Consider the following 23334-nt stretch of genomic DNA (forward strand, 5'->3'; position numbering starts at 1 on the left):
CGAATAGCCCCGAGCGAAGCGAACTGGCGGAGCAAAATTCGTATGGGGTTATGGTGTGGCTGAAGCGAATTGTAAATGTATATGGCTTTTAGCGTTGGCTTATTTCAGGTATATTTCATCTTTCACATAACTTGCGTTTAGCCAAAAACAATGTTTAGTATATTCAGCTAGTCTAGTCAATTTATCCGCAACAGGTAATTCATAAGTGTCTTCTGCATTTCTTGCGTGTGGTCTAACGTGACTGATTCTATTTTCAGTTTTCTTTGGAAAAAATGTTTTTCGTATTCCTTTGTTGGTTACTTCTTTTACGATTTCTCCTTTTGAAACAGTTTTAACCATTTCTTCCCAAACATTTTTTGCCTCAAGAATATCAGAATAAGGCATATTCCAAAACTTTACTTTTCGCAAAATCAAATTCTCTCCCTCAAATTGATAAAACACAAAGAAAAATTTACTTTCTAAAATATTTTTAAAATCTGAATCTTCCCAGTCCGTTTCAACAAGTTCTTGATATTCAAATGTCGGAAATGAAATATCTTCTTTTGGTAAATTATTTTCTTTAAGCCTAATGGTTTTTACTCGAATATCTGCTTTTTCAAATTCCTCTATTTTTTGACCGAGTTTAAGTCCTAAAATTGCATTTGTTAGGTTAGCAAAATAGCTTTTTGCATTTTTATTTAAGTCTAAACCTAATTCTTGTTCAATTTGATTTGCGGATTTTCCATAAAATGGGTGGAACTTTAATATTACTATTTCTTCTAATGATTGAACTTTATCTAAAATTTCTGGTCGTTCAATTATTTTTCCATAAATCGCAGTTTCTTCTTGAGCAATATTTGCAATTATGTGATTTACATAACCTTGTTTTAAAGAATAAGCTCTTTGTTTTGCTTGTTCTTCGTTAAAAGGTTGGTTTCTAAATGATTTTAGAGCAGTAGAACCTTTTGTACAAGCTCCAAGATAAAATGTATCTCCTTCTGATAATTCGTGAGCTTTTCCATCTTTTATTTTCTGATTGATAAATTGCCAATCTTGTTTTATAATTTTTAAATCTTCATTTGGGTATTTCCAACCGTTAACTAATTTAATGACGTAATCAAGTAAATCTAAATCTCTGTCGTGTAAATAGAAAACTAAAAGCAAATGAGCATTTTTCTTCCAAAATGAACTCGTTTCAAAATCTTCTTTATGAACTTCTAAATAATTTATAATGTTTAAAACAAGTCTTTCTTTAGAACGGAATTCTCCGTTTTTCAAAGTTTTCAATGGACTTGTCTTAAGTTCCATTCCAACTTCTTTAAAATCGGGTTCAGCATCTGAATTTGGTTCGTATCCAAAATAAAATTTTTCTAATATCTGACCAAAGTTCCCTTTTCCTTTATATCCGTGTTTCTCAATTTCTACTCCACAAGCTTGTCTTAAAGTTTGGTCTTTTAGTAATTTAGCAAAATCTATAATTGAATCTGCTGAATTTACATTATACATACTTAAATTGATTTATCTGTTTATAAAGTTCTTCTCCAATTTTTTCAATTACTCCAACAACTAAAGCATTTCCCATAAAAAATGCACGTTTTGTATCTGTAATTCCTTCAAGTTTTGTGTGATTATCTGGAAACATATTTAATCTTTCCAATTCTATTGGTGTTAATCTTCGCAAACCTCGATCAGAAACAATTACGTGTTTAAATCTTGAAGCTGATTTTCCACCTTCTCCAGTTATAATAGTTCTTGACGCATTATCTAAAGCGTCTGGATAAATCATTCCGCCTTCTGAATATTTGTAAACAAAACCATCTGGTGATTTACGCTCTATGGTTTTAGCACCTTTTAGATATTCCCACTTATCTTTATCTTTTTCATCTATGAAAAATTCAGAAGTTACTTCTCCATTTTGTAAAACATCTCCTAAAACAGTTTTTTCTCCGTCATAATTTGGGACTGTTTTAGTTGTATAAACTTTACCTTTTATAAGTAAACCAGTATTTTGAAAAGGTGATAATTTTCCGTTTTTATTGAAATCGTTAGTTATTTCTACTAAATCTCCTGTTAATTCAACTTCTTGAATTGAATCTGTTTTAACTACAGGAAAAGCATTTGCAATAGTTCCTTCTTCTGTTAGCCAATTTATTTTTTTAGCTTTTTGAAGTCTTTTGTAAACGTCTGTGGATTTATGATAGCCAATAAAGAAAACACGTCTTCTTCTTTGTGGCATTCCATATTCCGCTGCATTTATTACACGCCACTCTACTGCGTAACCTAAATCATTTAAACTTTGTAGCATAACTGCAAAATCGCGACCTCTTTGTTTTGCTGGCGATTTTAAAAGTCTATCAACATTTTCTAAAAACAAGTATTTCGGTTTGTTTTTTTTGTTTTCTAAAATTTGGTGAATTGACCACCAAAGAACACCTTTTTTACCTTTTAAACCTTTTGAGTTATGCAATGTGGTTGCCACAGAATAATCTTGACAAGGAAATCCACCAACCAATAAATCGTGATCAGGAATTTCTTCTACGTTTCTCGTTACAACTTCATTAATATCTTCGTTTGAGTGATTTTCTTTTCCGAACCTCTCTTCATAAACTTTGGAAGCGTGCTGCAATTTGGTTGACGGTTCCCATTGGTTGCTCCAAACCACTTCGTAATTGCTTTTTTCAAGTCCAAGACGAAATCCTCCAACTCCTGCAAATAATTCAGCAACTTTCATTTTCTTATTTTCCATTTTCTTGAGCTTTATAATAGTTGATTTTTTCTTCTGCTACTTTCAGAATCTCGGAAGTAGATTCTGTGTATTTTAATTCTTCCGCAATTTTTTCAGAGTACCAATTTATTATCAGTTCACTTTCGGGAAGTCCGTAAAACTTTGCAAGTCTTACGATTTGTTCCATTGTCGGTTTTCTTTCGTTTTTCTCGAATTTACTAATCAGAGATTGGTCAATATCTACTTCAGCCGCAACTTTTCGCAGTATCAATTCTTTTTCCTCTCTGGCACATTTTAAAGTGTCGCCTAATGTTTTCATTGGTCAAAATTGTTTTAGACAAATATTGTCCAAATTTATAAAAACATTTTGAATTTCCAAGATTTAATTCGGATTATTTTTCGGATTGTGTGGTGGGAAAAGGCAAGCTCTTTTTGTTTTTTAAGGCACGAGAAAAATACAATGTGCTTGACTGTGCGTTGGACTTTTCAGCTTGCACCTAACAGCAGTATAATGAACATTAGGTTCATTATCTCTTTTATATATACAAATCTAAGGTATTTATAATAAAAAGATTACGGTTTTTTAGTACGATAGCCGTTTTATGAGATTTAAAAACGACAAGAATGTACTGGTTTTCTCTAGGATTCAATTGTTATAACTTTACAATGGGGAAGTGAGTCGTAGCAATAAACTTACAGATTTAATTTTAGCCTGAATGCCATTAAAAAAAATCATATTAAATTAATTTTTAATTGAAAAAAATGTATTTCATTTGCCTTTAAAATTTTATGCTTATTTTTATAACATATTATAATAGTTGGACAATTTGAAACCCGTTTCTGTGTTCGGGCTTTTGAACGCTAAGAAGTCATATTCAAAAGCTGCTTATCGTTTAAGTGACCGAATTTTAAAATTAACTTCTGCTTTTGCATCTATTGTTGCGAGTCAGCATCACTATGGGTTTGTAGCTACGACAGAAAATCAAATTCAAGTTTGATTTTCCACTATTATTGTTTATACTGGAGCGCTTTTAGCTTCTAAATCTCACTCATACTACTATTAAACATAATAAATGAATACAAAATACATAGATTTAATTAGTCAAACATTCGATTTCCCTCAAGAAGAATTTAAAGTCGATAATAACAAATTAAGTTTTCACGACATTGATTTAATGGGCTTAGTCGAAGAATATGGCGGTCCTTTGAAATTCACCTATCTCCCTCAAATTTCTAATAACATCAACCGTGCAAAACAATGGTTTGCTGATGCTATAGAAAAAAACAATTATAAAGGGAAATACAATTACTGCTACTGTACCAAAAGCTCACATTTTAAACATGTGTTAAATGAAGCATTAAAAAATGACATTCATATCGAGACCTCTTCGGCTTTTGATATTGATATTGTAGAAAATCTAAAAGCAGAAGGCAAAATTACAAACGATACTTATGTGATAAGTAACGGTTTTAAGCGTGCGCAATATGTCACCAATATTGCCAGATTAATAAATGAAGGCCATAAAAACTGTATCCCTATAATAGACAATTACGAAGAAATCGATTTGCTTTCAGAGGAGGTAAAGGGTAAGTTTAATATTGGGATTCGTATCGCTTCAGAAGAAGAACCAAAATTCGAGTTTTATACCTCGCGCTTAGGTATTGGTTATAAAAATATTGTTCCTTTTTACAATAAACTAGTGAAAGGTAATAAGAAAGTAAAACTTAAAATGTTACACTTTTTTATTAATACAGGAATTCGTGATAATGCCTATTACTGGAATGAGTTGCACAAATGTTTAAAGGTTTATACGAGTTTAAAGAAAATATGTCCTAGCTTAGATAGCTTAAACATTGGTGGCGGATTTCCAATTAAAAATTCATTAGCCTTTGACTTTGATTATGAATACATGATTGATGAAATTGTACATCAAATTAAAACAACCTGTGAGGCAGAAGATGTTGCAGTGCCAAACATTTTTACAGAGTTTGGTAGCTTTACTGTTGGCGAAAGTGGTGGTGCCATTTATGAAGTGCTTTACCAAAAACAACAAAACGATCGTGAAAAGTGGAATATGATTAACTCGTCGTTTATTACCACATTACCAGATACCTGGGCAATTAATAAGCGTTTTATCATGTTGCCAATAAACCGTTGGAACGACTCTTATGAACGCGTTTTACTGGGTGGTTTAACTTGCGATAGTGATGATTATTACAATAGTGAGCAACATATGAATGCCATTTATTTACCAAAATACAACAGAGACAAACCTTTATATATTGGCTTTTTTAATACAGGAGCGTACCAAGAAACCATAGGAGGGTTTGGTGGTTTACAACACTGTTTAATACCGTCGCCAAAGCATATTTTAATTGATAGAGATGAAGACGGCAACTTGACAACAAAATTATTTAGTGAACAACAAAAAAGTGAAGACTTACTTAAAATTTTAGGCTATGCAAACTAAAACTTATGCTGGAATTCCAGACGAATTCTCGAAATTAGAAACATCAAAAATTGTATTAATTCCTGTGCCTTACGATGGTACAAGTACCTTTCAAAAAGGGGCAGATAAAGGGCCTGAGGCTTTTTTACATGCCTCAGAAAACATGGAGTTATACGATATTGAAACAGAAACGGAAGTCTACAAACAAGGCATCTTTTTAGCTGATGCTGTTACCGAAGCAAGTTCGCCAGAAGCCATGGTGGATGCCGTACACCAAGCGACAAAACGTTATATTAAAAAGAACAAGTTTGTAACTATTTTTGGTGGTGAACACTCCATTTCTATTGGAACTATTCGTGCCTTTAGAGATTATTACACCAGCTTAACCGTACTGCAATTAGATGCGCATGCCGATTTAAGAAAAGAGTATCAGGGGTCAAAATGCAATCATGCCTGTGCTGTTTATGAAGCGAGCCAGACAACGAATTTAATTCAAGTGGGTATTCGTTCTATGGATGTGATAGAAACCACAGTCATGGATAAAGAGAAAACGTATTTTGCACATGAGATGGCACTAGATGATACTTGGATGGATTCTGCTATTGACCAGATGACAAATAATGTATTTATTACCATAGACTTAGATGCTTTCGATCATTCAATTATGCCAAGTACCGGTACTCCAGAACCAGGGGGCTTGCTTTGGTATGAAACATTAGAGTTTCTAAAACAAGTGTTTGAAGAGAAAAATGTGGTAGGTTTTGATATCGTAGAATTATGTCCTAATCCAAAGGAAAAGTCTTCAGATTTTCTTGCCGCTAAGTTGTATTATAAAATGCTAAGTTATAAATTTAAAAATGCGGCTGCGGCCGATGATTTTGACAACATGTATGAGTCATCAAAATCTAAAAACAATAATTCTAAATTTAAAGAAGAAGAAGATGAGTACTAAAGGACCAATTTCTCAATTTATAGAAAAACATTACTTGCATTTTAATGCAGCCGCTTTAGTAGATGCAGCAAAAGGGTATGAAGCACAATTAGCTTCTGGAGCTAAAATGTTAGTGTCTTTAGCAGGGGCAATGAGTACGGCAGAATTAGGCAAGAGTTTTGCTGAAATGATTCGCCAGGATAAAGTGCAAATCATTTCATGTACTGGTGCCAATTTAGAAGAGGATATTATGAATTTGGTAGCACATTCACATTATAAACGGGTGCCAAATTATCGCGATTTAACGCCTAAAGATGAGTGGGAGTTACTTGAAAAAGGGTTAAACCGTGTAACAGATACCTGCATTCCTGAAGAAGAGGCGTTTAGACGCTTACAAGAGCATATTGTTAAATTATGGAAAGATGCTGAAGCAAATGGCGAACGCTATTTACCACATGAGTACATGTACAAAATGTTATTGTCTGGTGTTTTAGAACAGTACTATGAAATCGATTTAAAAGATTCATGGATGTATGCTGCTGCTGAAAAGAATTTACCAATTGTTTGCCCAGGTTGGGAAGACAGCACGATGGGAAATATTTTTGCCAGCTATGTTCTTAAAGGCGAACTAAAAGCAACGACCATGAAATCTGGGATTGAATACATGACCTTTTTAGCAGACTGGTATACCAATAACGCCTCTAAAGGTATTGGTTTCTTCCAAATTGGTGGTGGTATTGCTGGTGATTTTCCAATTTGCGTAGTGCCTATGTTATATCAGGATATGGAGCGAACAGACACGCCTTTTTGGAGCTATTTCTGCCAGATAAGTGATTCTACAACCAGTTATGGTTCTTATTCGGGGGCAGTGCCTAATGAAAAAATCACTTGGGGAAAACTAGATATTGATACACCTAAATTTATTATTGAAAGTGATGCTACTATTGTGGCACCATTAATTTTCGCCTATTTATTAGGCTTATAAAACGAAGTTATGGAAAGGAAAAAGGACAATTTAAAACGAGTGATAGTTGACTTCAAAAAGTTAACACCAGAAATTTTAGCCATGTTGGTAGAAAAATTTCCTGATGGTTATGATGACCGTCATATTATTTCTTTTAAAAATGCTAAAAACGAACTTATTGAAGCTGTAGAAATTATTACAGAGGATACAAAGTATCTTGTTAAAGTGAGTACGAAATTAGAAATGACGATGGAAAATTATGATGAAGATGATTATGAAGCATTTGAAGATGATGATCCAGAAGCAATTCAAGATCCAATGCTAGAAGAAAGTGAAAGTGAAGAAGACGATTTCTAATGTATAACGTTGTAGCTTATCAAGTTGCAGGCACTATTAACCTAAAAGAAAGTAAAAAGCAATTGCCTTGGCAATTGCTTTTTCAGGATAGTGACGAATTGTATTACCAGATTTCAGAGCATGCCTTTCTGTACTTGTTTCAATATGGAATGGTGAGTTTCTTTAATTTAAAAACGGAAGAAATAAATACCCTGTTAGCGCAAATAAAACCGTTTTGCAGTGACTATTTTACTGAAAATTTTTCAGAAAACGTAGATATTAAAATTGAACCCAATAAATTAAATGTTCAATTTAATCTTATTGTTTTACCAGAATTAGACCAAGAGATGATTCGATTGGTCATGCTGAACGCCTCACAGTCTGTGGCATTAGATCGGTATTCAGAAATTACAGAAAACCTAATCATCGAAACGAACAGACACACCTTATTTCTTGAAAAATATGGTCGAATTAATATTTCAGGGAACAAGTTAAAGCGTTTTATTGGTAAAATTTTAAATATTAAAAACAAGATTTCAGAGAATCTTTATATCTTCGACTCACCAGATATTACCTGGGAGAATGAAATTTTAAATAAACTAAACATTGAACTTAAAAATGTATTTGATTTAAAAGACCGTTACCGCATTATTCATGATCGAATAGACATCATAAAGGAAAATTTAGAGCTCTTTAAGGATATTATGGATCATAAGGAAAGCAGTAGATTAGAGTGGATTATTATAATTTTAATTATTATTGAGGTTTTCGACATGTTAATGCTTAAATTGTTTTAGTCTAAAGACCATGTTAAAGCGTATATAGTTTTATAAGAGATAACCAGTAACTTTAGGAATAAAGGGACTAAAAGCCTTCGGACTTATGGTTAAAAACGTTTCCGGAAAATAAGTAGCACTAATTAAATAAATAACATTATGAAAGCAATATTAAAAATAGGAGTGTTTGTCTTTGTTTTATCTTTTTTTGGCTTATCCAGTTTTACTACACCAAAGGATGGCGTAATGAATACTAAAAATCAAGAAGAAAAGACAATCACTGGCGTCTATGACGGTCATGAAGATTATGGGTACAATTTTATTTATAAACTTAGCGATGGTAAAGAACGGACGATGACTTTTCAAATAGCAGAAGCAGACGTACTTAAGGCTCACGATTTGGAATCTGAGGATTTAATTGGTGGGCATTTTAACGTAACCTATACCATAACTACAGAAACCATTATGGATGAGAATGATTTTGAAGAAGAAGTAGAAACTAAAACCATCACAAAATTAGTGGCGGTTTTTTAATTAATTTTATCAAAAGCTTTTAAAAGGTCATTTTTACCACGGTAAATTTGACCTTTTTTATGAGCTTTTTTTAATACCCAGAATCACAGATAACGATATATGTAATCAGGGTGACATGTCTGAGAGCATAGTGTCTTAAAGATGGTAAAATAATTATGCTAAGTATGTTATAGACTATCTCATACGCTGTTTTTTTATCCAATAACAAGGGCAGGTAATAAAGTTTGCTATGTTAAATACGTCATAATTGTATACTTGTTAAGAGAATAGTTCATAGCACTGTTGTAAATTTAGTATATCACATTAAAGTTATTAATTATGGGTAATATAATCACTTACGAAGTCGGAGCAGAAGCATTACAAAATGCGCTTAGAGCTATTTATGATTCGGGCGCTGCCTATGAGCAGTTATTAGAAAAATCAACAGATGAGGTTACAAAACACTACCTGATTAAAAAAATTAATATAATCAACGAGTTTTCATTAACCGTTGTTAGCCTCCTAAAAGAAATGAAGATTCAACCCTTGGAACAAGGCACGGTTTCTGGAGGTATTTCCAGATTATGGTTCGATTTAAAAGCAATGGTTGTGGTGCATAATCCAATAAGTATTATTGAACAAGCAAAACATATTGAAAAGGAGTTTTGCGACACCTATCTCGCGCAAGTGAGCTCTGGAATTCATTCGGAAAAAGTATATGAAGTATTGTTAAATCAACTTTCTGAGATGCAAGGTTTCAAATATCCAGAGGTATTAATAAACCCTCTAGATATTAAACAAACGGTTCGTTTTTAAATGCTGTAGTTTCAATTTTTTTAAAACTTCTTTTAAAAAAAATAGGCACTCTAAAAATGAACTAAGGGCTATCATTAAACCATAAACTTAAAACTCGAATATACGAATGGTCTGTATAAGACTCAGTACGGGTAATAAAGACCGTCTTAAAGAAACAGGCACAATAGTATTGAGTGTTAGACTTTGATACAAATTACAAATCTGAGCTTTCCAATCTTTTTTGTTTTATAAAAAGCTCCCAAATTAAAAACCCATAAACGACTACATACTCCAAAGCAATAATCCAGAGATTCTCGGTATTATCTGTATTTGCATAAGCGAGGTAGCTTATTATAATTATGAAACTCCAAACCAATGGAAATTTATAGTTGGTAAAGACACTTAAAAATAATAAAGTAGCCAAATACCATGGGTGTACGGTCGTGCTTGCAAACAGGTAAAAGGTGAATGCGAAAAGCATAGCAACAAGAAGCTGTTTTGTTGTTCTGTTTTTCTTGAAAAAAGACAAGTATAACACGAATAGCAGAACGAGAACAGGGAGTAGGCTTCCAATAACACCAATCTCATTCCAGCCTCTAAACAAATAACCAATCTCACGAAAGATATAGTACATGCTGGCATTAAATTCAAAATCACTAAACCATAGGCCAACGGTTTTAAAATAGAGTTCTATAAATTGTATGGATAAAAAGGGTGCGAATAGGAGTAGTGTTGTAAGCCCAACGATTACATAGAAAACTAACAGTGTTCTTATCCTTTTCCAAAAGGCAATGTGAGTCCCTTTATGTGACCTAGCAATCTCAGCCTGTTTAACAGATTGTTGTGCAGTACGCGCAAAGACAGTACGCTTTAAAAACCACCCAAAAAACAGTGGTAAAAATAGTAGCGGAATTAACTTTGTAGCAATGGAGAGTGCAAAAATCACTGCGGCAAACTTCCATTGTCCAGCATGCAATAAATACAAACTCCAGACTAGGAAGAATACCATAACCCCTTCAAAATGGAGGTTTCCTGTAAGCTCTATAATTATAAACGGATTTAAGATGTAAAAAAAGAGGTTGTGAACTGGCAGCTTCAGCTTTTTCAGTAGTTTTTTACCAAAGTATAGGGTACCAAAATCTGCGGCAATAATTAGCAGCCGTAAGACGAATACTGAGCCAAGAATACTTTTGCCTGCAAAAAAGCCCGCAATTACAAAGCATAATTGATTTACTGGCGGATAGTTAGTAAAGTGACTGGCATTAAGTTCTCCCATGCCAAGGTACAATTCCTGTGTTTGGGCCACGGGGAACGCTCCCTTTAAAATAAACGATTCTGGGGTATACAAATAAGGGTTGAAGCCTTCCAAAAGCATACGCCCATCCCAAATAAAGCGGTAAAAATCTTGTGAGAGATTGGGAATAGAAAAAATAAAAACCGCTCTGAATATAAAGGCAATGGCTGTTAAAAAACGCGTATTGTACTTTTCTAATTGTATGAGTTTATAAAATATAAAAAATAAAGCAACATAAAGCGACATGAGCTTTATGTAGTCTGTTCGCATTAAATCGTATGCAAAAGTAACGTAAAGCAGCACACTAATAACAGTGAGTAGAAGCGGTAGCTTGTTTGTTCTTAGTAAGGAAAAATGGCGCACGGTTTATTTTGTTTAAGATCGCACGGGTTTTCAAAACGGGTGAGGTCCTTTATCGTATCGTGTAAAAATAAGGATAATTTAAAGATTAAAACATTGGCTGGACCGCGTTAGCGATTGAGCGGTCTGTTTGAGCTCCTCGCAGAGAGCGAGTAGTGAAAGCGCGACTTTTTGTTTGCTTGCAAGGTTTTGGCAAACCTAGTAGGCAAACAAAAAGAAACGCCCCACTTATAGCGGTTTAAGTTTTAAAAAAATTAAAATTTATACTTTCGAAGTTAAGGATTTGAAGAATACATAACCAAAACCTAAAAACAACATGAGGTGAAATGGAAACAGTCCGAAATCGCCACCTTGATCACCAACCACAAAAGCACTGTACATTCCAAAAGCGAAATAAAGCATTAATAAACCTTCAAAAATCACGTTGATTGAGATGTTATTCTTTAAATACTTATTGCCTTTCCAGCTGTCTTTTAAGGTGCTGATATTGAATTTTGGTGTGCGTACAAATTCACTACGTTTTCCTACGTGACCTTCTAATACCGCTATAGAATTGTGTAATGAAAAGCCCATGGCTATTGAGAAAAAAGTAAAAAAGAGTACGATGTACTGCGCGAAATTTTTGAGGCCGCTACCATAGGTGCGTTTGTACATAAACCAATAACAGATAAAGAAGATAATGGTGCTAATGACAAAGAAACTCATGATATAGAAATAGGGTTTCAAATGCGCATATTCGTTTTTAATATATAACATTGGGATGCTTAACACACCAACGATTAACACATTCAAAAACATCGTGCTGTTTAATAAATGCATGATACCATGTAGTTTTGTCTTTTTGGAGATGTTCTTGCTTTTAAGAACTTTCCACATCATTTTTCTAAAGTTTTCTGCACCTCCTTTATTCCAGCGAAATTGCTGAGAACGTGCTGCACTAATAACGACAGGTAATTCGGCAGGCGTTTCTACATCTTCAAGATACTTGAATTTCCAGTTTTTTAATTGTGCACGGTAGCTAAGATCCAAATCTTCAGTTAATGTGTCGCCTTCCCAATTGCCAGCGTCTAAGATGCATTGCTTACGCCAAATGCCTGCTGTACCGTTAAAATTGATAAAATGACCTTTACTATTTCTTCCCACTTGCTCTAAAGTAAAATGCGCATCGAGTGCGAAGGCCTGAATTTTTGTTAATGTTGAATAATCACGATTGATATGTCCCCAACGGGTTTGTACCACGCCAACATTACGATTTACAAAATGCGGAATCGTGCGCTTTAACCAATCTTCTTTGGGTAGGAAATCGGCATCAAAAATGGCGATAAACTCACCTTTGGCAATTTTTAAACCTTCTTTTAATGCTCCGGCTTTAAAACCTTCACGATTTGATCTGCAAATGTGTACAATGTCTAAACCTTGCGTCTTTAAACCTTCTATTTGATCGAAAGTCGTTTTCACTGTTTCGTCTGTAGAATCATCTAAAACCTGTATTTCTAGCTTGTTTTTTGGATAATCAATGCGTGCAATATTTTCTAAAAGCCGCTCCATAACATACAACTCATTAAATACGGGAAGTTGAATGGTAACGTAAGGCACTTCATCAGGATTATTAAAATCCATAAAGGGTGTTTTTTTATTTTTCTTTTGCGCACCGAGATAATTAAATAGTAAGTTAAGCTGCGCCAACGAATACATAAATATGAGTATTAATGCTATCGTGTAAATTACTATAATGCTAATTTCTATAATCACTTTTTAAAACTGTATTTAAAGATCCAACCTAATATCTTAAAGCCTGCAAATATAGTTCCTTTTATTGTGCCAGACACCTTACTTACGCCAATTCTTTGTTTATATTTTACGGGTACTTCTATATATGATAGTTTCTGTTTCAAAGCTTTAAGCTGCATTTCTACAGTCCAGCCGTAGGTTTTGTCTTCCATATTTAAGCCTAATAGCTTATCGTATTTAATAGCTCTAAAAGGGCCTAAGTCTGTGAATTCAGCACTAAAGAGCAATTTCATTAGAAACGTAGCCAGCCAATTACCAAAGACTTGTTGTGGGGTCATCGAACCACTTTCGCGCAGTCTTTTTACTCTGGCGCCAATTACAAAATCGATGTTTTTATTTATAATCGGCGCTATTAATTTTGTTAATTCTTCAGGGTAATCGCTATAATCGCCATCTAAAAAAACAATAATATCAGGTTTTTGAGAGTGTTTAGAGAGGTAATCCATACCTTTTAAACAGGCATAGCCGTAGCCTTTGCGATTTTCTGTAAGTACCGTTGCTCCAGCATTTTTAGCATGTTCTACCGTGTTGTCTGTAGAATTGTTATTGACTACAATAATTTCATCAACGATTTCTGGAATGTCATGAATAACAAGCGCAATAGAATCTTGCTCATTGTAGGCAGGGATGATGACTTTTATTTTGGTCATTTAGGGGCGCTCAATTTATTTTCTTTTTTGAATGGCGCTAAAGCTGTCCATCTTTTATTTTTTTTCTTCGGAATACGTAGTAAAAGAAATTAATGTCTCATTGTCATAGGATAAATAATAAGCGTTTTTGATTTCTTTTTTGGGGTACGCCTGACTCATTTGTTACACGGTATCATAAAATAATTACCGATGACTTGTTTTACCGTTGACAAAACAACCGTCTTTTTCCGCTGTTCAATGCTGGTTATAACGTCGTAGTAATCCGTAGGTTTATTTATTGCAAATGTACTTTCTTTTTCGAGTTTTCCAATATGAAAATAAAATTTCAGACAATCAGCTGCTTTACCATAAAGATGGCTTTCCTTTTTTTGTCGTGCTCAGACTTAACTTTGTTTAATTTTAGTAGAACTGGACACTAATACGGCGACTGAATGCTACTTTTTATTTAATAAATCCATGAGATCTACATCGTTTCCTAATAACACTTCTTTCGCATTAATTCTCCCATCCATACTATCGTTTTCTAATTTTAAAACACCGCGCGGACAAACCGCAGCGCAAATGCCGCAACCCACACAACTTGAGCGCACAATGTTTTCACCTTTTTGAGCATACGCCCGTACATCGATTCCCATTTCGCAATACGTTGAACAATTGCCGCAAGAAATACATTGTCCCCCATTGGTAGTAATTCTAAATCTTGAAAACAAACGCTGCTGAAAACCTAAAATAGCAGCCATAGGGCAGCCAAAACGACACCACACACGATTACCAAAAATAGGGTAGAAGCCAGTGCCAATGACACCAGAGAATATTGAACCAATTAAAAAACCATAACTACTGCGTAATGTTGCCGCATTAAAAAGAAATATTTTACCATCACCACTAAAGATGTGGAAACCTATTAATGCGAGTATGATAACGAAGTAGCCTACTGCTCCAAATTTGGCGTCTTTAGCTAATGCATCGCGTTTAAAAATCATAGTCAAAGCAAAAACCAAGGTAAGTAAACCTGCAACGCTATATAAAAAAGTGCTTTTTGTTAACCAGTATTTACTGGAATCATCACCTAAATAAGAATAAATTACTGCGGTCGTCATAAGTACCACAAAAACAACAACACTATGCACGACCCAACGTTCTACTTTCCATGCGGCTTGAGACTTGTCACTTAAATGTCTAAAAGAATCTCCCGCCGTTTCTGCAAGGCCACCACAGCCACAAACCCATGAGCAATACCAGCGTTTCCCGTATTTAAAGGTGAGGATGGGTGTGATAATAAAAATAGAAACCACACCAAATATAATCATGGCCACGCCTATGGTTCCAGCATCTATAAACGCATCAACACGATATTGCTGAAAATTATAATAGTTTAAAGGCCAAATACTTTTTAAATCGTAATACGGTAAGTCTGAGTTCATAACATACATGAATTCAGGGATTAAAAAGGCAAAGGCTAATTGAAAGAACATCACAGAAACGGTACGAATTTGCTCGTAACGATTATGACGGTATTTTAACATGAATTTATAGCCAAAGGCCAGTATAGCCATGGTATACAATGTCCCGTAAACAAACCATTGGCTGGCTGGACGTCCGCTAAGGAGTTGACTCAAAGGATCGAAAAGCGCGACTAAACCAGTGTTTTCAGCCCCATCTACGCCCAATCCTAACCAAACCGGTTTAAAATATAGCACGATATAAAAACCGGTAAGGGCCAAACCAGTAAGCCAGCCTATTAAGCCTCGGGATGACAGGGATTTAAACCATACTCCATCATTTTTAATGCCTTTACTTTTGTTTAAGTAGGCGATATTGGCAAACCATACCGTACCTGCAAAAATAAGTAGTAAGGCTATAGTGAGCCAAAGTGTTTTATTACCAAAATTGACATTAAATGTAGCGAGGACCAGAATAAATAAGCCAACAAGGCCTATTCCAGAAGCTAATTTTTGTTTCGCAGAGAGGTCCTTAGCATTAGCTAAAGACATGTTATGATTTAATTTATTACTCATCTTTGTTGTTTTAACCAGCGTGGTTTTAAGAACCCATTGGTTTATGTTAGATTTTTTTTTAAACCTGTTAAGTAATTTACACGGTTTGAAATTGGGTCCTGTAAGTTTTAAGGATGTCTTTCTCAAAATGGCTATAAAGCTCCGGATCGAAATTGGCTTCAGTTAAATGATTCATGACATAATCTATAGTTCGTTTTTCTGTCAGCCAGCGGTCACAGACCTCATGACGCATTCTAATTCCAAAGGTGTTTATTCCTAAAAAAATATTGGTGTTTTTATCAAAAGCAATGGTAATACATTTGGTGTCATCTTCATGTTTCCAATGAAAGTGCTGCTCATAATCTGGTCTGCCGTTTTCTCCAAAAACCCAACCATACGTTTGATATTCTATATCTAAAAATTTAGCGCTGTTAAACCAATGGCCTGGATTATATTGCATTTTGTTATCGCAAATGGTTTGTGCTAAAACTTCACCCATCATACGACCTGTGTACCAAACCGCTTCAATAGGTCTGCGCTGCCCAATAGGGTCACGTTGTTGCGCGCAATCTCCTATGGCATAAATATCTTTACTATTAGTTTCTAAAAAACGATTGACTAATACGCCTTTATCGGTTTCAATGTCTGAGTCTTTTATAAAATCAATATTTGGCGACACACCAGCTGTTAAACCCACAACATTACATTCAATTTCTTCGCCAGTTTCTTCAATAATTATGGATTTTGCACGCCCATTTTCGTCAGACTTGATTTCTTTTAAATTGGTAGATAATCGTAAATCGATATGATGACTTTTAATGTGCCTATTAATCATTTCGCTTTCACCTTGAGGTAAGATCGTGTTCCAAAAACTCGACTCACGCACTAGAAAGGTCACGGGAATGTTTCGGCTAACCAGCATTTCGGCTAATTCAATACCTATTAATCCACCACCAACGATTACCGCACGCTTACAAACTTCATTATTTGGGGCATTAAGCTCTAAGGTTTCTAAATCCTGTTTGCTGTATAAACCTTGAACGCCCTCTAAATCTTGACCCGGCCAACCAAATTTATTCGGTTTACTACCAGTGGCAATGACTAATTTGTCATATTTTAGTGAATCGCCTGCTGCAAAATGAAGTGTTTTAGAGGCTGTTTCAATTGTTTTGACATAGCCCTTTTTAAGTACGATTCTATTCTTTTCCCAAAACCAATTTTCGTAAGGTTGCGTGTGTTTAAACTTCATGTGTCCCATATAGATGTACATGAGGGCTGTTCTTGAGAAGAAATAGTCACTTTCAGCAGAAACGATTGTAATCTTTTTGTCAGATAGCTTTCTAATGTGTCGTGCAAGGGTTACACCAGAAATTCCATTTCCTATAATAACAACGTGTTCCATATATTTGGTTTGATTTTTGAATCTGTATTGTCAATCTGTCGTGTTTAAAGATAAGAACTTAATGATTAGTAAGATATTTAGAATGCTTATAAATTAAGATTGTTTTGTAAGCTTTCAGCGATTAGACATCACTAGAAAAGATATCCTCTTTTTTTTGAAAGTTTACAGCAGAAATTCAGACTGAAGCCGAAGTTAACAAAGATTAAAAGGGTTTAATAATTGAGCCTTTTGTTTATAACAATATTAAATAAATAGTCGCTTTTTCGGGAAATGGATATGAAAAAAATAGCAATAGTGATGGTCGTGCTTTTCTTGGGGGATTTTTCTGTCCAGGCACAAAATTTAGACCGCTTTTTTAATAAGACAGAGGCTTTTTTTAAAGCCAATGTAATTAATGGTAAAGTAGCTTATGATGCGATTAAAAAAGATCAAACGGCTTTAAATGAAGTGCTAAAAATAGCGGAAGGCATCTCAGTCCAAAAAGGGGCGGCAGCAAATTATCAGGCCTTTTGGATTAATGCCTATAATCTATCTGTAATTAAAGGCATTGTTGATAACTACCCTATAAACTCCCCTTTAGATCATAAAGGATTTTTTGACAAAACGACCTATAATTTAGGTGGAATGGCCGTTACCCTTAATGCTATTGAAAATAAGCTGTTAAGAGAAAATTTTAAAGACCCAAGGTTCCATTTTGTGTTGGTTTGCGGGGCTTTGGGTTGTCCGCCGTTAATTAGTAAGGCTTATTTACCAGACACTTTAGAATTGCAGTTAGAAACACAAACCAGATTGGCTTTAAATGGCCGTTTTTTAAAAGTAGATACTGCGAACAAAAAGGTAGAAGGTTCAGAACTATTAAAATGGTACAAAACAGATTTTACTAGGAATGGGCTAACAGAAATAGATTTTATAAATACCTATCGCACAAAAAAAATTCCAACAGACTATACACTCACCTATTTTACTTATAACTGGAGCCTAAACAAACAAAAATAACCTTAGGTTTTGCTAATTAAAATAAGCGTAGCAGGTTCTTGAAAACGACCTTTCTTTATGATAAGTATTTAGTACTTTTAATTAAGTGAGAGTAAATTAAATACAGCTTTTTAAAACGATAGTTTATTACAGCCTGTAGTTGCCCTAATGCATTGTCATCTAGGCTAGTCAGCATTAGTTGTAAATATCCAGCCAAGATTTTCTCGTTGATTTATGAAACGGAAGCACACAAAACAATACACAATGATTCATTGAATTGAGCCCCTTTTTTAGTGAGATCTTTTAGTATCTTTAGAGAAATTTTATTCTGTATGAAATACGTCAAACGCCTTTTTTTATTCTTTTTTTGTTTGGCACAATCCTGTACTGCACAAACATCAAAAATTAATGGAGTTAGTTTTGTAGCTTCAAGAATCCCTGTGACAGAGGAACACATTAACCCAGTCGTGTCTGTTAATGCCAATTATGCCGCAATCATGCCTTTCGGGTTTATAAAAGACCTAAAAAACCCAGAAATTATTCATAATACCGAAAGACAATGGTATGGAGAAACGAGAGCGGGAGCCAAACAATATGCTGAAAGCCTAAAAGCTAAGGGCATTAAAATAATGTTAAAACCTCAAATTTGGGTTTCTCATGGTGAATTTACGGGGTATATTAAAATGGATACTGAAGCGCATTGGAAAACACTAGAAGATTCCTATTCAGTTTTTATTTTAGAATATGCAGATTTAGCTCAAGAAATTAAAGCAGAAAGTTTTTGTATTGGAACAGAATTAGAGCAATTTGTGGAGAATAGACCGGGGTATTGGACAAAGTTAATAACTAATGTTAAGAAAATATATAAAGGCAAACTTACTTATGCTGCCAATTGGGATGAATATAAACGTACTCCGTTTTGGTCGACCTTAGATTATATTGGCATAGATGCCTATTTTCCAGTGAGCAATAGTAAAACGCCAACAGTTGCTGAGTGTTTAGAAGGTTGGAAAACACATAAAGTAGCGATAAAAGACGTATCAGATCGCTATAAAAAACCTGTAGTTTTTACAGAGTTTGGCTATAGAAGTGTTGATTTTACGGGAAAGGAACCTTGGAAATTTGATCGTAGTATGACTAACGTAAATTTAGAAGCACAAACCAACACCACAAAAGCATTATTTGAAACTTTTTGGAAAGAAGATTGGTTTGCTGGCGGATTTGTTTGGAAGTGGTTTCATGATCATCAATCCAGCGGAGGTCAAAGTAATTCACAATTTACACCGCAAAATAAACCGGTTGAGAAAGTAATAAAAGATTACTATATTTTAAACTAAAGGAAGTATGATTAATATACTAGGAGTCATCATAGCTTTAAGTGATGTTAGTTTAAGAAAGTGTCTCTTAAAGTCTTACAAAAATTATTTTTTATTATTCGGAGTGACCTTATAATCTATTCATGATTTAATTTTTTGTGGTGGTTCCCATTTTTAAATGGGATTAACTCCTAATTCTGTGCCTGGTTTAAAATCTTTTCGTTACAATAAATTACTTTAATAGTATTTATTTGATTTTTTTTAATATTCTTTTTTCAATGGAGGAGTTATGCTTTTTTAGCATAAATCGGTTACCAAAAAGGGCGAAAGTTTTTTAGCCGATGTTTGAAATTGGAGAGACCTATGCTATTGAGTTTCGAGACATGTGTCTATTTGTCGTTCAGATGTTACTTATCATCGAATTAACATAATTCCAATAATTTTAACACAAATATAGATAAACAGGTAAGCTTAGCTTTTACAACTCGTATATACTAATGCTTTTCGTGGTATAAACCCACGAATTATTGATTATTAGTCATGGTTTTTGATCTTTTTCACTTATTTAATTAACACACTTTTCTAGAGTTATTCAGTTGTTTTTTAGTTAAAAACACGTGTTTTTTAGTAAAAAAATAAGTTCCTAGTTAGAATTAATTAATTAATTAACATCTTTTCAGGATTACTTCTAACAGACGTGGCTGTCGGCTTGTTTACTAAATCATTAAAAAAAACATGTAATTTCGCACGCTGAATTTTTTCTTCAAGAACTACATACCTATTTAGTTTTTAAAAAAAGAACAGTCAAATTCGAATTATTAATAAACACTATTAACAAGAGTAAAGGATACCTTACTTAACCATTTAAATAAAATATTAAAAACCATTCACTCCAATAATACTTAAAATTATGAAAAACCTTCTTGAAGGAATAGGGAAAAACTCCGTGTTCTTCAAATTAGATTTAAAAACTAAATCTATTAGTATTTTTTTGTTTGTCACCCTATTTGGTCAGACGGACAATAGTTTTGCTTTAAAAAACAAAACAATAGTTTATGCTTCTGTTTTACAAACTACTTATCAGATGCAAACTTATAGTGTACAAAGACAAGTAAGCGGTAAGGTGACCGATACTAATGGCATGCCATTAGTAGGTGTTGCTGTTTTAATTAAAGGCACCGATATGGGTGTAACAACAGGTTTTGATGGGGGCTTTGAAATAGAAGCTACGTCTGATAATGTACTTGTGTTTTCGTACATGGGCTATGTAACTATAGAAAGAACCGTTTTTGACCGACAAAACATTGTTGTTGAATTAGAAGAACGATTAGAGCAATTAGAAGAGGTGGTTGTTCAGGCGTATCGAAACACGACAACTTCAAAAAATACATCAGCGATTGCAACCGTATCGTCATCTGAAATAGAGAACAAACCAAATATTTTAGTGTTAAACGCATTACAGGCAAAAGTTTCTGGATTAAATGTGAGTAGCGGGTCTGGTCAGCCAGGTGCTTCTCCTTCGGTTATTATTAGAGGCGTAGGTTCTTTAAGTGGAAACTTAAGACCCTTATTTGTTATCGATGGTGTTCCTGTAGATTCTTTTAGTTTTTCAGGAATAAACCCTAACGATGTGGAAAGTGTTACTGTTTTAAAAGATGCCGCCTCTGCTGCTGCTTATGGAAATAGAGGCGCCAATGGTGTTATCATTATAACCACTAAAAATGGAAAATATGAAACCGGTTTACAGGTTGATTATTCTACTTCTTTTGGTAAGTCATTTAAGCAAAAAAACAATTTTAATTTAATGAATTCTAGAGATTTATTGAATTTTCAAAAAAGGCTTAATATTGGTACAGGTTCAGAACTTACAGCTGCTGAAATAGACATTTTAGCAAATCAAAACAATACAGACTGGACCGATTTTATTTTTCAGGAAGGGGAGACCGCAAATCATCAAATAGGCATTACCACAGGAGGCGAAAACCATAAATCGTATGTTTCTCTTGGGTACTCAAAACAAGAAGGGATTATCAGAGGAACTGGCTTAGAGCGCTATACCTTTAGAGCGAACTTAAGTGGTAAAAATGAAAACGATAAATTTAGCTATGCGATACACGCTAGTACAGCGTTGTCTGAGTCTGATACAGCTACAGATATTGGTAGTGGTTCAGTTTTTTCAAATCCTATTGTAGGAGCTATATTTGGACAACCGTATTTAAACCCTTATCGTCTAGATGGGAGTATTAATGATGACTCCATTGATAGCGATGCTGCCTATCCATTTTCATTGTCACCTTATGTGATTCTTAATAGTATACGCTATAAAAATGGTGTTTTTAATAAAAACTTAAAAACCGTTATCAATGCTAATATTAGCTATAAATTATTAAAAGATTTAACATTCAATGCCAATATAGGAGCAGATTATAATCAGACAGAATCTCTTGATGTTGTACACCCAGAATCTTCTAACAGCCGTTTCTATATTGGAGGCGCAGATATTCAAGGAAAACAAGGAGAATCTTTCGCCAGAGATTTAGGGGTTAATACCAACCTTTCTCTTGTTTATAATAAACGTTTTGGGAAACACGAATTAGAAACGTCTGTTTTCTTCGAAAACTATAATTTTTCTAGAAAAAGCTTTGGTTTTACACAATTTGGACTTAATGCTATAAATTTTTCTCCTGGTGACGGTAATAGTTTTGTTAACGGCGATAGAGAAGAAAATGGAATTTATCCTTACATACCTCTAGTGAATTCTGGAAAAAACAAATCAGGGTTATACTCTTATTTTGCACTTGTAGAATACGATTTTGATAATCGCTTTGGAATTTTTGCAAACTTAAGAAGAGATGCTTCATTTAGGTTTGTAGGAGATAACAAATGGGGGACTTTTTATTCGGTATCTGCTAGATGGAACATTGGAAGAGAGACTTTTATAGGTCCTGAGTCTATCATAAGTGACCTAAAATTAAGAGCGTCTTACGGTAGTAGTGGTAATGAAAGAATTGGAGGCTCTGATATTTTAGGACAAGCAGACGTTACAAGAACACTTTATGATACTGGTAATGGTTACAACAACACCGTTAGTTATAATTTCCTTTCTTTAGGTTCTCCAGATACTAAATGGGAAACAATTAAACAAACGAACATAGGAATCGATTACGGCTTATTCAATAACAGGTTTCGCGGCGCTTTAGATGTTTACAGTAAAAATACTGAAGACCTCTTTACCGCTAGTAATATTTCTGCGGCTAATGGTCAATATGCAATCAATACCAATGGCGGTGAATTAAGAAACAGAGGGGTTGAATTTAACACGGAATATGATGTCATTTCTGGTAAGAAAGTAACCCTTACACTTAGAGGGAATGTCTCTTATAATGAAAATGAAATTCTTTCTCTTGAATCAGGAGATCAGGATTTTGGAGCAACCATAAATGCTGTAGGTCACCCAGTAGGGGCACATTACTTAGTGCCTTACGTTGGTGTGAATCCAGCAAATGGTAATGCATTATATAGAGATAAAGAAGGAAATATTACTGAAGAATTTAATTCTAGTGATCGTGTTATTAATGATGATGCCCTTCCTAAAATTCAAGGTGGCTTTGGTTTCGACTTAGGTTACAAAGGTTTTTTCTTACAGTCTAACTTTTCTTTTGTAGGTAATTACAAAAGATATAATGACCAACAGCGATTCTTCCAACAAAGTCCTTTGCAGGCACAAAATTTTAATGTCTCTGCTAATTACAACCAAGCTTGGACTCCAGAAAACGCAATCACAACTGTGGAAGGTTTAAATAGTAAGCAAAATAATTTTGGATCTGATAAGTTTTTACATGATGCCTCTTATGTTAGGTTGAGGTACTTATCTATTGGGTATAATTTACCAGAAAAATATCTTAAAGAAGTCCGTTTAAAAGGCTTACGCTTGTATTTGCAAGGCGAAAATTTAATAACATGGTCAAAATGGCAAGCTTTAGACGTCGAGTCAAATATTGGTAGAAGATTTGATTTTGCTAATTATCCTACGCCTCGAATAATAACTTTCGGACTTGATGTTAAATTATAAAAAAAATA

At 34.2% G+C, this 23334-nt stretch carries 18 protein-coding genes; 10 read left to right on the top strand and 8 right to left on the bottom strand.

The window, feature by feature from the left end; genetic code table 11:
• Positions 1–99 precede the first annotated feature (99 nt).
• From GQ46_RS11945 to GQ46_RS11955, 3 genes are read right to left on the bottom strand one after another with little or no spacing between them, the layout of a single operon-like run.
• Positions 100–1485 (bottom strand): Sau3AI family type II restriction endonuclease, encoded by a 1386-nt coding sequence (locus GQ46_RS11945; protein WP_044402206.1) that lies wholly within the window; start codon positions 1483–1485, stop codon positions 100–102.
• Positions 1478–2725: a DNA cytosine methyltransferase gene (locus GQ46_RS11950; protein ID WP_044402209.1), complete on the bottom strand. Its 1248-nt coding sequence runs from the start codon at positions 2723–2725 to the stop codon at positions 1478–1480. Before GQ46_RS11950 ends, GQ46_RS11945 begins: the two co-directional genes overlap by 8 nt.
• Complete coding sequence (locus GQ46_RS11955) at positions 2715–3023, bottom strand: helix-turn-helix domain-containing protein (protein WP_036119666.1); 309 nt, start codon at positions 3021–3023, stop codon at positions 2715–2717. The genes GQ46_RS11950 and GQ46_RS11955 overlap by 11 nt, the downstream gene beginning before the upstream one ends.
• Before the next feature lie 754 nt (positions 3024–3777).
• Between GQ46_RS11955 and GQ46_RS11965 the strand changes: the two genes are divergently transcribed.
• From GQ46_RS11965 to GQ46_RS11995, 7 genes are all read left to right on the top strand, one after another.
• Positions 3778–5175 (top strand): arginine decarboxylase, encoded by a 1398-nt coding sequence (locus tag GQ46_RS11965; protein ID WP_044402272.1) that lies wholly within the window; start codon positions 3778–3780, stop codon positions 5173–5175.
• Complete coding sequence (gene speB, locus GQ46_RS11970; RefSeq protein ID WP_044402275.1) at positions 5165–6106, top strand: agmatinase; 942 nt, start codon at positions 5165–5167, stop codon at positions 6104–6106. The genes GQ46_RS11965 and speB overlap by 11 nt, the downstream gene beginning before the upstream one ends.
• Complete coding sequence (locus tag GQ46_RS11975; protein WP_044402278.1) at positions 6096–7070, top strand: deoxyhypusine synthase family protein; 975 nt, start codon at positions 6096–6098, stop codon at positions 7068–7070. Before speB ends, GQ46_RS11975 begins: the two co-directional genes overlap by 11 nt.
• Before the next feature lie 9 nt (positions 7071–7079).
• Complete coding sequence (locus GQ46_RS11980; RefSeq protein ID WP_044402281.1) at positions 7080–7406, top strand: hypothetical protein; 327 nt, start codon at positions 7080–7082, stop codon at positions 7404–7406.
• Complete coding sequence (locus tag GQ46_RS11985) at positions 7406–8182, top strand: RMD1 family protein (RefSeq protein WP_044402284.1); 777 nt, start codon at positions 7406–7408, stop codon at positions 8180–8182. Before GQ46_RS11980 ends, GQ46_RS11985 begins: the two co-directional genes overlap by 1 nt.
• Positions 8183–8320: 138 nt before the next feature.
• On the top strand, positions 8321–8695 hold the full coding sequence (locus GQ46_RS11990) for a hypothetical protein (RefSeq protein ID WP_044402287.1): 375 nt from the start codon (positions 8321–8323) through the stop codon (positions 8693–8695).
• Positions 8696–9013: 318 nt separating this feature from the next.
• Positions 9014–9490, top strand: a complete 477-nt coding sequence (locus GQ46_RS11995; protein WP_044402290.1) for a DUF2383 domain-containing protein — start codon at positions 9014–9016, stop codon at positions 9488–9490.
• 193 nt (positions 9491–9683) lie between these two features.
• On the opposite strand, the gene GQ46_RS12000 is transcribed toward GQ46_RS11995, so the two are convergent.
• From GQ46_RS12000 to GQ46_RS12020, 5 genes are all read right to left on the bottom strand, one after another.
• Complete coding sequence (locus GQ46_RS12000; protein WP_044402293.1) at positions 9684–11126, bottom strand: hypothetical protein; 1443 nt, start codon at positions 11124–11126, stop codon at positions 9684–9686.
• A gap of 258 nt (positions 11127–11384) precedes the next feature.
• Positions 11385–12818, bottom strand: coding sequence for a cellulose synthase family protein (locus tag GQ46_RS12005; RefSeq protein ID WP_044402296.1), 1434 nt, complete (start codon positions 12816–12818; stop codon positions 11385–11387).
• Between the two features lie 53 nt (positions 12819–12871).
• Positions 12872–13564, bottom strand: a complete 693-nt coding sequence (locus GQ46_RS12010; protein WP_044402298.1) for a glycosyltransferase family 2 protein — start codon at positions 13562–13564, stop codon at positions 12872–12874.
• Positions 13565–13998: 434 nt separating this feature from the next.
• Complete coding sequence (locus tag GQ46_RS12015; RefSeq protein WP_044402300.1) at positions 13999–15582, bottom strand: 4Fe-4S dicluster domain-containing protein; 1584 nt, start codon at positions 15580–15582, stop codon at positions 13999–14001.
• 76 nt (positions 15583–15658) lie between these two features.
• Positions 15659–16963, bottom strand: coding sequence for an NAD(P)/FAD-dependent oxidoreductase (locus GQ46_RS12020; protein WP_044402302.1), 1305 nt, complete (start codon positions 16961–16963; stop codon positions 15659–15661).
• A gap of 276 nt (positions 16964–17239) precedes the next feature.
• On the opposite strand from GQ46_RS12020, the gene GQ46_RS12025 reads away from it, so the two are divergent.
• The 3 genes from GQ46_RS12025 (at position 17240) to GQ46_RS12035 (ending at position 23326) form a co-directional block, all read left to right on the top strand.
• The gene (locus GQ46_RS12025; RefSeq protein WP_044405006.1) at positions 17240–17959 is read left to right on the top strand and encodes a DUF547 domain-containing protein; all 720 of its coding nucleotides are present in this window, start codon (positions 17240–17242) and stop codon (positions 17957–17959) included.
• Positions 17960–18270: 311 nt separating this feature from the next.
• Positions 18271–19275 carry a glycoside hydrolase gene (locus GQ46_RS12030; RefSeq protein ID WP_044402304.1) on the top strand — a complete coding sequence of 335 codons (1005 nt, stop codon included), beginning with the start codon at positions 18271–18273 and terminating at the stop codon, positions 19273–19275.
• Positions 19276–20164: 889 nt separating this feature from the next.
• Entirely contained in the window at positions 20165–23326 is a 3162-nt protein-coding gene (locus GQ46_RS12035) for a SusC/RagA family TonB-linked outer membrane protein (RefSeq protein WP_052503475.1), read from the top strand.
• The last annotated feature ends 8 nt before the right edge of the window (positions 23327–23334 follow it).

The organism is Lacinutrix sp. Hel_I_90, from assembly GCF_000934685.1.
Lineage (GTDB): Bacteria > Bacteroidota > Bacteroidia > Flavobacteriales > Flavobacteriaceae > Lacinutrix.